The organism is Nonomuraea sp. NPDC003727 (genome assembly GCF_053586935.1).
Window position 1 is genome coordinate 48846 of record NZ_JBSFNE010000016.1, and the last position, 12275, is coordinate 61120.

Sequence of the window (12275 nt, forward strand, 5' to 3'; positions counted from 1 at the left end):
CGCTGTCAGGCTTGGCGGGCGTAGGACGCGAGGCGATCGGCGAGCGCGATGACGAGGTCGCGCAGTTCATCGGGGCGTTCGATGACGAACGGCCGGTCGAGTGAGGCGAGTGCCGGAGGCAACCAGTCGAGCCGCTCCGCCCTTAGTTCGACGCGCAGCCAGCGCTCGGTCGCCCGGTCCTTGTCTGCCGTGGGCGCGTGCTCCTCCAGGCTCGCGACGCTGGCGGGAAGGTGGGCGCGGATCTGCTCAACTGTCCCGTGGATCCGCAAGGTCACCTCATGCCGGTACTCAGCCGTGGCGAACCCTGACAACACGCGCTGCGCCGGATCGGGACCCACGGGCGCCTCGAATGAGCCGGGCAGGGTCCTCGCGTCTGCGATGCGATCGAGCCGGAAGGTTCGGTCCTCGCCGATGTCGGGGTCCTTGCCCGTGACGTACCACCGGCCCGCATGAGCGACGACCCCGTACGCGTGCAGCGTGCGTTCGCTGCGCCGTCCGTCGCGGTCGGTGTAGCGGATCGAGACCGGTCGGCGGTGGCGCACCGCATCGGCGATGGTGAGCAGGACTCCAGCGTCCGGGGTGGCGAACTCGCCGGGCTGATCCGTGAAGGCGAGAGCTTCCAGGAGCGTGTCCAGCCGACGGGCGAGGTGCTTGGGCAGCACCCGCCGGATCTTCGCCGATGCCGTCTCGCTCGCCGTGCGCTCCGCCGTCGTCAACCCTGCTCGGCGGCCGGCGACCAGGCCGAGCAGCACGGCCAGCGCCTCGTCGTCGCTGAGCATGAGCGGAGGCAAGCGGTACCCGGGGGCGAGCCGGTACCCACCGTAGCGGCCGCGCACCGACTCCACGGGCACGTCCAGGTCGATCAGCTGGTCCACATACCGCCGCACGGTGCGCCCTTCGACGCCGAGCCGGTCGGCGAGTTCGGCCACCGTCCGGGTGCCGCCCGACTGCAGCAGCTCCAGGAGTGTCAGCACGCGGCCGGTGGGTCGAGGCATGTTCGCAGCTTAACGCGAATACAGGACCGATTCTGTCCAGTATTTCTCCTAGCCTGCGACGTGCACGCCTCCATCACAGCCAAGGAGATCCCCATGGACTTCGTCTCGATCCGCATCATCACCAGCGACGTAGCGCGCCTCGTCGAGTTCTACGAGCGAGCCACGGAGGTGCGGGCGATGTGGGCCACCGAGGACTTCGCCGAACTCAAGACCGCGGGCGCCACCCTCGCGATCGCCGGCACCCGCACCGTCCCGCTGTTCGCCCCGGGCTCTGCCCGCCCGGCGGACAACCACAGCGTGATCACCGAGTTCCTCGTCGACGACGTGGACCGCGTTCACCAGAACCTGACCGGTTTCGTCACCGACTTCGTCAGCGAGCCCACCACGATGCCCTGGGGCAACCGGTCGCTGCTGTTCCGCGACCCCGACGGCAACCTCGTCAACTTCTTCACCCCCGTCACCCCGGCGGCCATCGAGAAGTTCGCACGCTGACGCCACGCACAGCCGCTCACGCGGGAGCCTTGAGATCCCAGGGCTCCCGGTGAACGCGGCCGCCGAGTCCAGGAGCGCCACCAGCAGCCCTGCCCGCACCCCCGAGGACATCGCTGACCTGGTGGAGGCATTGCGGCGGCAGACCAAGCACGGGCCGGCCCGGCTTGCCGCCGACCTACAGCGGCTGCACGGCGTCGGAACCGACTCCGCCCGCGCCTCCAAACGCACCGGTCCGGGCACCGGCAAGGTCGGATACACGTACCTGCATTCGGCGCTCGACGACCACTCCCGGCTCCCCTACACCGAGGCCCTGAACGATGAGAAGGCGGTGACCGCGGTCGCCTTTTCGCCGCCCACGACATCACGCCGATCCGCCGCGTGCTCACCGACAACGGCTCCTGCCACCGCTCCCGGACCTGGGCCGACGCCCTCTCGAAGGCCGGCACGAAGCACAAGCGCACCAGGCCCTACACGCCACGGACGAACGGGAAGGTCGAACGCTATAACGGCACCCTGGCCCGGGGGTGGGCCCATGTCAGCGACTACACCTCCGAGCACGAACGCCGCGTTGCCCTCGCAAATTTTCTGAACTACTACAACCACGAGCGGCCGCACGCCGCCCTGGACGGGAAGCCACCGATCAGTCGAACCATCGGCAGCGACTACCGCGTCGTCTTCGATCAGCCGCCGGAGCCGCTCGACACCGTCCCGCAGCAACTGACGTTCGAGGACATCGTGGAACCAACCTCCTGAGACGCCACACCTAATCCTCAAAAGGGACAAACTTGGCGAGCGAAGTCCAGTCCAGGGGACGCACGATCGTGGCCAGGCGGGCGAAGGGATCCTGCGCAGCCGTTTGGAACCACATCACCGAGAGCACCGTATGTCCAGGCTCTGCAATGTCCTCTGGCTTCCACCATGACGTCAGTCGAGCGTGAACCGTCTCTCGCGGCAGCCACTCCTCGACCCGCCCCTCCGTATCGGCTCGGAGCTTGTCGAGATCGTGCACATACAGATGCGGCGTCGCTGCCATCGCCTTCTCGATGCCCATCAGACGAAAGCGACGGTGCAGGTGCGGCGTCCCTTCGAGCACACCTTCACGGTCGTCACTTACCGTGAGCGTGCGAAGCTCGGCATGTACTGGTCCCACTTGATAGCCACGCAACTCGTCATTCCTCATCTGGATCATGGCCAGAGGGTAGGCATGTCCGACAAGCGGACCAAACGACTTTCGTAACACGCCCTAGACCAGGCGTATCTCCGCACGATCTTCCTGATCTCGGACAGGTCGGCGCGCGTCGCACCGACGTGGGCGACGACGCTGAGCAGTTCGCGCAGGTGGAGCAGGCGCATGCGCTCCTGCCAGCCGGCGGCCAGCGGGCTCAGCTCCTGGTAGGCGTCGAAGAAGCGCGGCGGTACCCCGCCGGTGCTGTAGGCCATGCTCAGGTCGGCCTCGGCCCACATCCAGCAGACGGCGGGGTCGATGAAGGCCGGCCCGCCCGCCCGTGTGGCGACCATGTTGCCGTGCCACAGGTCGCCGTGGGTAAGAACGCTGCTCGCCACGGGTACCAGCTCGCGCAGCCGGTGCAGATCCGCTCCAGCCCGGCCCGGTCGGCGGGCTCGAGCGCCTCGGCGACCTTCGGCTCGGCCAGGTAGCGCAGCACGCGTTGCTCGGCGAAGAAGCGGCCGTCGGCCATGGCCACGCGCCACACGTCGTGGGCGAAGCCACCGCTGAGCCGCTCGGCGTGCGCGATGCCCGGCAGGAAGGCGCCCGCGTCCTCGGTCATCTGCCCGTGGCTCTCAGCGCCTGCCACGACGAGGCGGCCACGGCCGTCCGGATCGGATGACGAGCGGGGAGTCGCCGGGCTCGTGGAATCGGGAGCCACGGGATGTCACCTCTCCACGGTCGCGAGCGAGCAGCGCCGCCCGGCCGGCGAAGGCGCCGGCCGGGCGGCGTGGTCGGGGTGTCAGGCCTTCACCACTCAGCCGGTGACGACGGTGAGGTCGGCGGTGAAGTCGCGGTCCAGCGGGAAGACGGGGCGGGCCAGCCGCTCGTACGGCAGCCGCGTCAGGTCCTGGTCGACGCCGCCCGGCGTGAGGGCCAGCAGCCAGTCGCCGGCCGCGTCGTACAGCTCGGGTTCGAGGTAGCCGATCTTCACGACGACCAGGTCCACCTCCGCGACGTCGACGCCGAGCCTGGTGTAGGAGGCCAGCTCGCGGTACTGCATGCGGCGGGAGGTGACGAACACGCTGAGCCCGCCGGTCCGCACGCTGACGCAGGTGCCGCCGTCGGGGTCGGCGGCGACGGCTTCGAGGACGCCGTCGATCGGCAGCGGTCCGGGGGCGCGGGTGTCGATGCGGCCGCCGACGCGCACGCTCACCGGCGAGCCGATCGGCAGGCTCGCCACCTGGGCCACGGCGTCGGGGTCGACCAGCGAGGCGAACACCGCCCTGACCGAGCCGTCGGCGACCTCCGGGCGGGCCAGCAGCCGGCCGAGGGCGAAGGTGACGTCGTCGGCGCCGCCGGCGCCGGGGTTGTCGCCGGAGTCGCTGATGAAGAACGGGCGCCGGGCCGGGTCCTTGACCGCCACCACGGCCTCGTCGAGGCAGGCGTCCATGGTGCCGGTCGGCGCGACGAAGGCGAACTCGTCGCGCGCCGCCCAGAACAGCTCGCCGAGCTCGCGGGCGGCCTCGGCGGTGGCGCTGGCGTCGGTGCCGGTGGCGACGACCGCGCCGCGACAGCGGGGCTCGTCGGCCCAGGCGAACCCGATCCACACGGCCGCGTCGATGACGCCGTCCCTGGCCTCGATCTCGGGGACGCGGGCGTACAGGCCGGCGGCGGGCTCGATCCTGGTGCTGGTCATCTCGCCGGGCAGCAGGATCGGCACGTGGACGAGCGCCTTGTGCGGGCGCTCGCCCCTGCGCAGCGCGTCGACGAGGTTGCGCGCGGCGCGCTCCCTGGTCTCCCACACGTCGACGTGGGGGGCGGTGCGGTAGCAGGTGAGCAGGTCGCAGCCGTGGAAGAAGTCGTGGGAGACGTTGCCGTGCAGGTCCATGGCGGCCGACAGGTACGGCTCGGGCCCGATCGCGGCGCGGATGGCGGCGACGAGCGCGCCTTCGGCGTCGTCGCGCCCGACGACGCTCATCGCCCCGTGGATGTCGAGCAGGACGCCGTCGACGGGGCCGGCCTGGGTCAGCCCTTCGACGATCTCGGCGGCCCACGCGTCGTAGGCGGCGGGGGTGACCGCGCCGCCGGGCAGGGCTCGGGCGTGGACGAGCGGGATCCATTCGACGTCCTCGGCCCAGGGGGCGGTGGGCGCGAGCCAGCCGTACCGCGCCAGGAGGGCGGCGCCGCGGGTGACCTCGAAGTCGTCGGTGGTGCTCAGGTGCGGCGAGAAGGTGCTGGACTCGATGTGGACGCCGCCGATGGCGATGCGGAGGGGGCGGGACACGGGTGGGGGCTCCTCAGGAGGGTCGGACGTCGGCCGACGCGCGGACCAGATGACCGAGGCCGAGCAGGGCCGCATCCGGGCCGACGGCGCTGGCCTCGATGGACAGGGACTGGGTCATGGACGGCAGGCAGCGCTCGTAGAGCATGCTCCTGGCGGCTGCCACGTAGACGTCCAGGCTGGACAGCGCGCCGCCGATGACGACGGCGTCGGGGTTGAGGAAGTTGACCAGGCCGGACAGGGCGACGCCGAGCAGGCCGCCGGCGTGGCGGACCATGGTCACGACGGACGGTTCGGCGTTGACGGTCGCGGCGATGACGTCGCGGGTGGTGCTGACGGGCAGGCCGCGTTCCCCCAGCTGGCGGGCCAGGGCGGCGCCGCTGGCGACGGTCTCCAGGCAGCCGCGCGCGCCGCATGAGCACTCGCGTTCGCCGCTGTCGGCGACGCGGACGTGGGTGACGTCGCCGCTGAGGCCGCGGCCGCCGCGGTAGATCTGGCCGCCGCTGACCAGGCAGCCGCCGATGCCGGTGCCGGCCTTGACGTAGATCATGTCGCCGGTGTCCCTGCCGCGGGTGATGTGCTCGCCGATGGCGGCCGCCTTGGCGTCGTTGTCGACGACCACCGGCAGGCCGAGGCGCTCGCGCAGGCCGGCCTGCGCGTCGAAGCCGCTCCAGCCCGGCATTCTGGCCGGGCCGATCAGCCGGCCGCTGGGGTGTTCGACGGGTCCGGGGAGCGCGAGGCCGACCCCGAGGAAGGCCTGGCCCGCGGCGACGACATTTCGGACCCTGTCGAAGGCGGTCTCGACCGTGTCGAACACCTCGCCGGGTCCTGCCGCTATGTCGATGGCGATCTCCTCGGTGGCCAGCAGCCGCCCGTCGGGGGAGCACAGGCCGACGCGGGCGTGCCCGGCCCCGAGTTCGGAGACGGCGTAGACGCCGCCGGCGTCTCGCAGGCGCAGGATGCGGGGCCGGCGCCCGCCGGTGGACCTGCCCACCCCCTCCTCGAGGATGGCGCCCTCCTCCAGCAGCCGCCGTACCACGCTGGAGACGGTCGACGGCGCGACCTGCAGGTTCTCCACGAGGTCGGCACGGGACGTGGCCTCGCCGCTGGCCAACAGGCTGAGCGCCTGCTCACGCAAGTTGGCGGGGCTCGTTGGGTCCGACATGCCTCTCCTCCCTACGGCCGGTCTCCCGGACCGCGATTGCACCGAGGCCCATCATGGACCACGCCGCACTTCGACTCTAACGCGAAATAAGTGAGCGAAACAAAGTGGTTAGTTCCGTTGACTTCGAACATATGCGTCTATACATTCTCCGGATTGAGCGCACCAGAGCCCCGAAAGCGCAGGGCCGGTGCCCGTCAATCGAGGAGATCCCATGGGGACCAGATTCCACAGGCGCGGACTCCGCGGCACCGTCGCCCTAGCGGGTGTGATGGCCGTCGGCCTGGGCCTGACCGCGTGCGGCGGCGCCGGCGGCGGCTCGCCGAAGGGCGCCCAGAACGGCAAGGGCGGCAGCCAGGGCAAGGACACCGTGACGGTCGCCCTGCGCACGCCCAACTGGATCCTGCCCATCTCGGCGCCCGGCTTCACCCAGGGCGAGAACGCCATCTTCGGCGCCGCGCAGTACCGTCACCTGTACGAGTACCGGCTGGACGGCTCGGCCGTCCACAACATCGACCCCGAGCGCTCGATGGCCGCGCCGCCCGAGGTCAGCGACGGCGGCAAGACCCTGACGATCACGCTGAAGGACAACACGTGGTCGGACGGCAAGCCCGTCACCACCCGGGACGTGCAGTTCTGGTACAACCTCGTCAGCGCGAACAAGGACAGGTGGGCCTCCTACCGGGCCGGCGGGTTCCCCGACAACATCACCGAGTTCAAGGTCAAGGACGAGAAGACCTTCTCCCTGACGACCACGAAGGTCTACAACACCGCCTGGTTCGTCGGGAACCAGCTCAACCGCATCGTCCCGATGCCCCAGCACGTCTGGGACAAGGACTCGGCCACGGGCACGGTGGGCGACCTCGACAAAACCCCCGAAGGTGCGAAAAAAGTCTTCGACTTCCTGCTGGCCGCCGCCAAGGATCCCAAGACGTACGCGACCAACGAGCTGTGGCAGGTCAACAGCGGCCCGTGGAAGCTGGAGAAGTACGTGCCGAACGGCGAGGTCGTCCTCGCCGCCCGCGACAACTACTCCGGCACCGACAAGCCGAAGCTGAAGAAGGTGGTGCTCCGGCCGTTCACGGGTGACGACGCCGAGTTCAACGTGCTGCGCGCCGGCGACATCGACTACGGCTACCTGCCCCCCGCCAACCTGTCGCAGCGCAAGTACCTCGAGTCCAAGGGCTACACGATCTCGCCCTGGTACGGCTGGTCCATCACCTACCTGCAGCTGAACTACAACAACCCCACCTCGGGGCCGCTGTTCAAGCAGCTGTACCTGCGGCAGGCCATGCAGATGCTCATCGACCAGCCGACCATCAGCAAGGTCGTCTGGTCCGGCATGGCCGCGCCGACGTGCGGGCCCGTCCCGAGCAAGCCGGGCACCAACGGGAGCGGGGAGGGCTGCGTCTACGGCTTCGACCCCGCCAAGGCCAGGCAGCTGCTGGAGAGCAACGGCTGGAAGGTGACCCCCGACGGGCGGACCACCTGCGAGAAGCCGGGCAGCGCGGCCGGCCAGTGCGGCGAGGGCGTCAAGGCGGGCACGCCGCTTGCCTTCACGGTCACCAGCCAGACCGGCTTCGCGGCGACGACGAAGATGTTCGCCGAGATCAAGTCGCAGATGGCCAAGGTCGGCATCGAGCTGACCATCAAGGAGGTGCCGGACTCCGTCGCGGTCACCCCGATCTGCAAGCCGTCCGAGGCGAGCTGCACGTGGGACATGTCCTTCTTCGGTTCCCAGGGCAGCTGGTACTACCCGGCCTTCGCCAGCGGCGAGCGGCTGTTCGCCACCGGCGCGCCGGTCAACCTGGGCAGCTACAGCGACCCCGAGGCCGACCGGCTCATCGAGGCGACGCAGTTCTCCACCGACGAGGCCACGCTCAAGGCCTACAACGACCACCTGGCAAAGAACCTGCCGGTGCTGTGGATGCCGAACCCCGTCTACCAGATCTCGGCCTTCCGGGCGGATCTGCAGGGGGTCGACCCGCAGGACCCGATGAACGGCATGTTCTTCCAGGACTGGGCCTGGAAGAGCTGACGCAGCGACCGTCCCCGATCCCGGCGGCCCGCGACAGGGCCGCCGGGGTCCCCGGAACAAGGAGGGGCCTCCGTGGCCCGGTATCTGATCACGCGCCTGGGCCAGGCCCTGGTCATCGTCGTGCTCGTCACGATGATCACGTTCGTCATCCTGCATCTGCTGCCCGGCGGCGTGGCGCGGGCCACGCTGGGCAAGGAGGCGACGCTGGAGCAGCTGGCGGCCTTCAACCACGAGATGGGCTACGACCAGCCGTGGGCGCAGCAGTACGTGATGTACGTCCAACGCCTGCTGAGCGGCGACCTCGGCTACTCCTTCCAGCTCAACCAGTCGGTCACCGAGGCCATCGGCCAGCGGCTGCCCAAGACCATGGTGCTGTCGCTGCTGTCGACGCTGCTGGCCATCGTCGTGGCCGTCCCGCTGGGCGTCGTGCAGGCGGTGCGGCGCAACAGGTGGCCCGACTACGCCATCACCGCCCTGTCCCTGCTGGCCTACGCCACCCCGATCTTCTTCCTGGGCCTCATGATGATCATTGTCTTCTCGCAGGTCTGGCCGATCCTGCCGCCCGAGGCGCCGCAGGGCTTCACCCTGGGTGAGGTGCTGGCCGACCCCGCGGGCCTGGTCCTGCCGACCGTGACCCTGGCCGTCGTGACCATCGCGGTGTACTCGCGCTACGTGCGCTCCTCGATGGTCGACAACCTCAACGAAAACTACGTGCGCACCGCCCGGAGCAAGGGCCTGTCCGAAGGGCGGGTCGTCGGCCTGCACACCCTGCGCAACGGCCTGTTCCCCGTCATCACGCTGCTCGGCATGTACCTGCCCGCGCTGTTCAGCGGCGCGCTGGTGGTGGAGTCGTTGTTCAACTTCCCCGGCATGGGACAGCTGTTCTGGCAGGCCGCGCTGAAGCGCGACTTCCCGATCCTGTTCGGCGTCACCCTGATCATCGCGGTCGCCACCGTGGTCGGCGCGCTGCTGGCCGACCTGCTCTACGCGGTGGCCGACCCCAGGGTGCGGCTCAGGGCGGGCCGCGCATGATCACCTCGACCGAGACGACCGAGACGACCGAGACCCCCCTCGACGCCGACGACGCGCCGGTGCGCGGCCTGTGGCGTCAGGGCCTGTCGGTCTTCGCCGAGAACCGCCTGGCCCTGGTGGGGCTGGCGCTGTTCGTCGTGCTGGGCGCGATCTGCTTCCTCGGCCCGCTGTTCTACCAGACCGACCAGGTGCACACCGACCTCGCGTCGGTCCACCTGCCACCGGGTACGGCCGGGCACCCGCTGGGAACCGACGGCGTCGGCTACGACCAGCTGGGCCGCCTCATGCTCGGCGGGCAAACCTCCCTCGTGGTCGGCCTGGCCGCGGGTGTCCTGGCCACCTTCGTGGGGACGCTGTGGGGGGCGATCGCCGGGTTCGCCGGCGGCTGGGTGGACGCGGCCATGATGCGCGTGGTCGACGCCATGATGTCGATCCCGTCGCTGTTCCTGTTCATGCTGATGGCCACGATCGTCACACCGAGCGTGCCGATGCTGATCCTGATCATCGGCGCGTTCGCCTGGCTCGGCCCGGCCAGGCTGGTGCGCGGCGAGGCGCTGACCCTGCGCTCTCGCGAGTACGTGCACGCCATGCGGTCCATGGGCGGCACCGGCGGCAGGGCCGTACGCCGGCACATCATCCCCAACGCCATCGGCACCGTGATCGTCAACGCGACCTTCCAGGTGGCCGACGCCATCCTCTACGTCGCCTACCTGTCCTTCCTCGGGCTCGGCGTGCCGCCACCGGCCGCCAACTGGGGCGGGATGCTGTCCGACGGCCTGGCCGACACCTACAGCGGCCACTGGTGGCTGCTGTACCCGCCCGGCATCGCCATCATCCTCATCGTGCTCGCCTTCAACTTCATGGGCGACGGGCTGAGGGACGTCTTCGAGGTCCGCCTCCGGCGGCGCTAGCAGGAAACGGGAACATGAGCGCACCGATCGACGCGAGCACGCCCGTGCTGCGGCTGCGTCACGTCAGCACCGACATCACGCTGCGCCGGGGTGTCGTCCACGCACTCGACCGGGTCGACCTGGAGGTACGGCAGGGCGAGACGCTCGGCGTCGTGGGCGAGTCGGGCAGCGGCAAGACGATGACCGCGCTGTCGGTCATGGGGCTGCTCCCCCACGGCGGCCGGGTCGTCGGCGGGGAGATCCTCTTCGAAGGCCAGGACCTGCTGTCGCTGCCGCCCGCCGAGGTGCGCGCGATCCGCGGCGTCCGCATGGGCATGGTCTTCCAGGATCCGCTCACCTCGCTCAACCCGACGATGCGGATCGGCGCGCAGGTGTCCGAGCCGCTGCGTGTCCATCAGGGCGTCGGCAAGGCGGAGGCCCGCGAGCGGGCCGTCGAGATCCTGCGCAGGGTCGGGATGCCCCGCCCCGAGAAGATCGTCGACGCCTATCCCCACCAGCTGTCGGGCGGCATGCGCCAGCGGGTCGTCATCGCCATGGCGCTGGTCTGCTCTCCCCGGCTGCTGATCGCCGACGAGCCGACGACGGCGCTCGACGTGACCACGCAGCGGCAGATCCTCGACCTGATCGACGACCTGCGCGAGGAATACGAGATGGCGGTCATCCTGGTCACCCACGACCTCGGGGTGATCGCCAGCAGGGCCGACAGGGTGGCGGTGATGTACGCGGGCCGGGTGGTGGAGTCGGCGGCGACCGCGGACCTGTTCCGCTCGCCACGGCACCGCTACACCGAGGCGCTCATGGAGTCGCTGCCCGGCGCCGCCGCCCGCGAGAACGGCTCGCGCGCCAGGCTCTACAGCATCCCCGGGCTGCCGCCCGACCTGTCCAGGCCGCTCACCGGCTGCAGGTTCGCCTCGCGCTGCCGGCATGTCACGCAGGCGTGCCGTACCACCGAGGTGGTCCTGACGGGTGAGGAGCACCGGCACGCCTGCCTGCACCCGGTCGCCGAGCCGCCTGTCACGGCTCGTGCGGTCACGCCGGCCGTGCCCGCCGCCGTGACCGCCACCGCAACCGGCTCCGTGCCTGGCTCCGCACCCGGCTCCGGGCCCGCGGAAGGGCCTGACGTTCCCGCGGTGGAGCCGATCCTGTCGGTCCGCGGCCTGGTCAAGAACTACGAGGCGGCCGGTGGCGGGCTGCGCCGCCGTACCGGGCAGGTGAGCGCGGTCGCGGGGGTGTCGTTCGACGTTCGGCCCGGCGAGACGTTCGGGCTCGTCGGCGAGTCGGGATGCGGCAAGTCCACGGTGGGCAGGTTGGTCGTCGGGCTGGAGCAGCCGTCGGACGGGCGGATCGTCGTCGACGGCGCCGACATCGCCACGCTGGACCGGCGGGCGCGCCGCCGGATGCACCGGCAGGTGCAGCTGATGTTCCAGGACAGCTACGCGGCGATGAACCCTCGGATGCGCATCGACGCGATCCTCTCCGAGCCACTGGAGATCCAGCAGGACGGTGACCCCGGCACGCGCCGGTCCCGCGTCGCCACCCTGCTGGACCAGGTGGGGCTGTCGCGGCGGGTGCTGGAGCGCTACCCGCACGAGTTCTCCGGCGGGCAGTTGCAGCGCATCGGCCTGGCCAGGTCGCTGGCGCTGCGGCCACGGCTGATCGTCGGCGACGAGCCGGTGAGCGCACTGGACGTGTCGATCCAGGCGCAGGTGCTCAACCTGATGCGGGATCTGCAGCGGGAGCTGGATCTGGCCTACGTGTTCATCAGCCACGACCTGTCCGTCGTCGACTACATGGCCGACCGGATCGGCGTCATGTACCTGGGCAAGCTCGTCGAGGTCGGCCCGGCGCACGACGTGGTGCGGGCGGCCAGGCACCCGTACACGCAGGCGCTGATCGACGCCGTCCCGGCCGCCGAGCCGGGCGTGGCCGTCCGGCCGAGCGTCGCCATCAGCGGGGAGTTGCCCAGCGCGCAGAACCCGCCGTCGGGGTGCAGGTTCAGGACCCGGTGCCCGTTCGCCGAGCAGATCTGCGAGAGCGAGCCGCCGTTGACGGGCGGCGCGCACCAGGTGGCCTGTCACTTCCCGCTGCGCGGCTGAGGTCGCCCACCACGCGTCAGGGCACGGACGCACCGCCAGGCTCGGGAACGCCGAGGATTAGGCGCGTTTCCAGGGGTAGATGATCGGCGTGAAGGACGAA

At 70.4% G+C, this 12275-nt stretch carries 11 protein-coding genes; 6 read left to right on the top strand and 5 right to left on the bottom strand.

Going from position 1 to position 12275, the window contains the following annotated elements:
• Window positions 1-5 precede the first annotated feature (5 nt).
• Window positions 6-995 (bottom strand): helix-turn-helix transcriptional regulator, encoded by a 990-nt coding sequence (locus tag ACWDLG_RS34160; protein WP_449928107.1) that lies wholly within the window; start codon window positions 993-995, stop codon window positions 6-8.
• Between the two features lie 93 nt (window positions 996-1088).
• Between ACWDLG_RS34160 and ACWDLG_RS34165 the strand changes: the two genes are divergently transcribed.
• Window positions 1089-1487 carry a VOC family protein gene (locus ACWDLG_RS34165; RefSeq protein ID WP_449928109.1) on the top strand — a complete coding sequence of 133 codons (399 nt, stop codon included), beginning with the start codon at window positions 1089-1091 and terminating at the stop codon, window positions 1485-1487.
• A 378-nt stretch (window positions 1488-1865) separates the two neighbouring features.
• On the top strand, window positions 1866-2240 hold the full coding sequence (locus tag ACWDLG_RS34170; RefSeq protein ID WP_449928111.1) for an integrase core domain-containing protein: 375 nt from the start codon (window positions 1866-1868) through the stop codon (window positions 2238-2240).
• A gap of 10 nt (window positions 2241-2250) precedes the next feature.
• Here ACWDLG_RS34170 and ACWDLG_RS34175 read toward each other — a convergent pair whose 3' ends face one another.
• From ACWDLG_RS34175 to ACWDLG_RS34190, 4 genes are all read right to left on the bottom strand, one after another.
• A complete protein-coding gene (locus tag ACWDLG_RS34175) occupies window positions 2251-2676 on the bottom strand; it encodes a hypothetical protein (RefSeq protein ID WP_449928113.1) in 426 nt (141 codons plus the stop codon).
• A complete protein-coding gene (locus ACWDLG_RS34180) occupies window positions 2673-3197 on the bottom strand; it encodes a fructosamine kinase family protein (protein WP_449928115.1) in 525 nt (174 codons plus the stop codon). The genes ACWDLG_RS34175 and ACWDLG_RS34180 overlap by 4 nt, the downstream gene beginning before the upstream one ends.
• A 272-nt stretch (window positions 3198-3469) precedes the next feature.
• Window positions 3470-4939 carry a M81 family metallopeptidase gene (locus tag ACWDLG_RS34185; protein WP_449928117.1) on the bottom strand — a complete coding sequence of 490 codons (1470 nt, stop codon included), beginning with the start codon at window positions 4937-4939 and terminating at the stop codon, window positions 3470-3472.
• Window positions 4940-4952: 13 nt separating this feature from the next.
• On the bottom strand, window positions 4953-6101 hold the full coding sequence (locus tag ACWDLG_RS34190) for an ROK family transcriptional regulator (RefSeq protein ID WP_449928119.1): 1149 nt from the start codon (window positions 6099-6101) through the stop codon (window positions 4953-4955).
• A gap of 211 nt (window positions 6102-6312) precedes the next feature.
• Between ACWDLG_RS34190 and ACWDLG_RS34195 the strand changes: the two genes are divergently transcribed.
• The 4 genes from ACWDLG_RS34195 to ACWDLG_RS34210 all read left to right on the top strand — a co-directional run bounded on the left by ACWDLG_RS34195 (window position 6313) and on the right by ACWDLG_RS34210 (window position 12175).
• Window positions 6313-8136, top strand: a complete 1824-nt coding sequence (locus ACWDLG_RS34195) for a peptide ABC transporter substrate-binding protein (RefSeq protein ID WP_449928121.1) — start codon at window positions 6313-6315, stop codon at window positions 8134-8136.
• 72 nt (window positions 8137-8208) lie between these two features.
• Window positions 8209-9168 (top strand): ABC transporter permease, encoded by a 960-nt coding sequence (locus ACWDLG_RS34200; RefSeq protein ID WP_449928123.1) that lies wholly within the window; start codon window positions 8209-8211, stop codon window positions 9166-9168.
• Complete coding sequence (locus ACWDLG_RS34205; RefSeq protein WP_449928125.1) at window positions 9165-10079, top strand: ABC transporter permease; 915 nt, start codon at window positions 9165-9167, stop codon at window positions 10077-10079. The genes ACWDLG_RS34200 and ACWDLG_RS34205 overlap by 4 nt, the downstream gene beginning before the upstream one ends.
• 14 nt (window positions 10080-10093) lie before the next feature.
• Window positions 10094-12175 carry a dipeptide ABC transporter ATP-binding protein gene (locus tag ACWDLG_RS34210; RefSeq protein ID WP_449928127.1) on the top strand — a complete coding sequence of 694 codons (2082 nt, stop codon included), beginning with the start codon at window positions 10094-10096 and terminating at the stop codon, window positions 12173-12175.
• The last annotated feature ends 100 nt before the right edge of the window (window positions 12176-12275 follow it).

Bases quoted from the DNA above. Each gene is read 5' to 3' on its own strand.
- ACWDLG_RS34160 (WP_449928107.1), bottom strand. From the start codon at position 995: ATGCCTCGACCCACCGGCCGCGTGCTGACACTCCTGGAGCTGCTGCAG.
- ACWDLG_RS34165 (WP_449928109.1), top strand. From the start codon at position 1,089: ATGGACTTCGTCTCGATCCGCATCATCACCAGCGACGTAGCGCGCCTC.
- ACWDLG_RS34175 (WP_449928113.1), bottom strand. From the start codon at position 2,676: ATGATCCAGATGAGGAATGACGAGTTGCGTGGCTATCAAGTGGGACCA.
- ACWDLG_RS34190 (WP_449928119.1), bottom strand. From the start codon at position 6,101: ATGTCGGACCCAACGAGCCCCGCCAACTTGCGTGAGCAGGCGCTCAGC.
- ACWDLG_RS34195 (WP_449928121.1), top strand. From the start codon at position 6,313: ATGGGGACCAGATTCCACAGGCGCGGACTCCGCGGCACCGTCGCCCTA.
- ACWDLG_RS34205 (WP_449928125.1), top strand. From the start codon at position 9,165: ATGATCACCTCGACCGAGACGACCGAGACGACCGAGACCCCCCTCGAC.
- ACWDLG_RS34210 (WP_449928127.1), top strand. From the start codon at position 10,094: ATGAGCGCACCGATCGACGCGAGCACGCCCGTGCTGCGGCTGCGTCAC.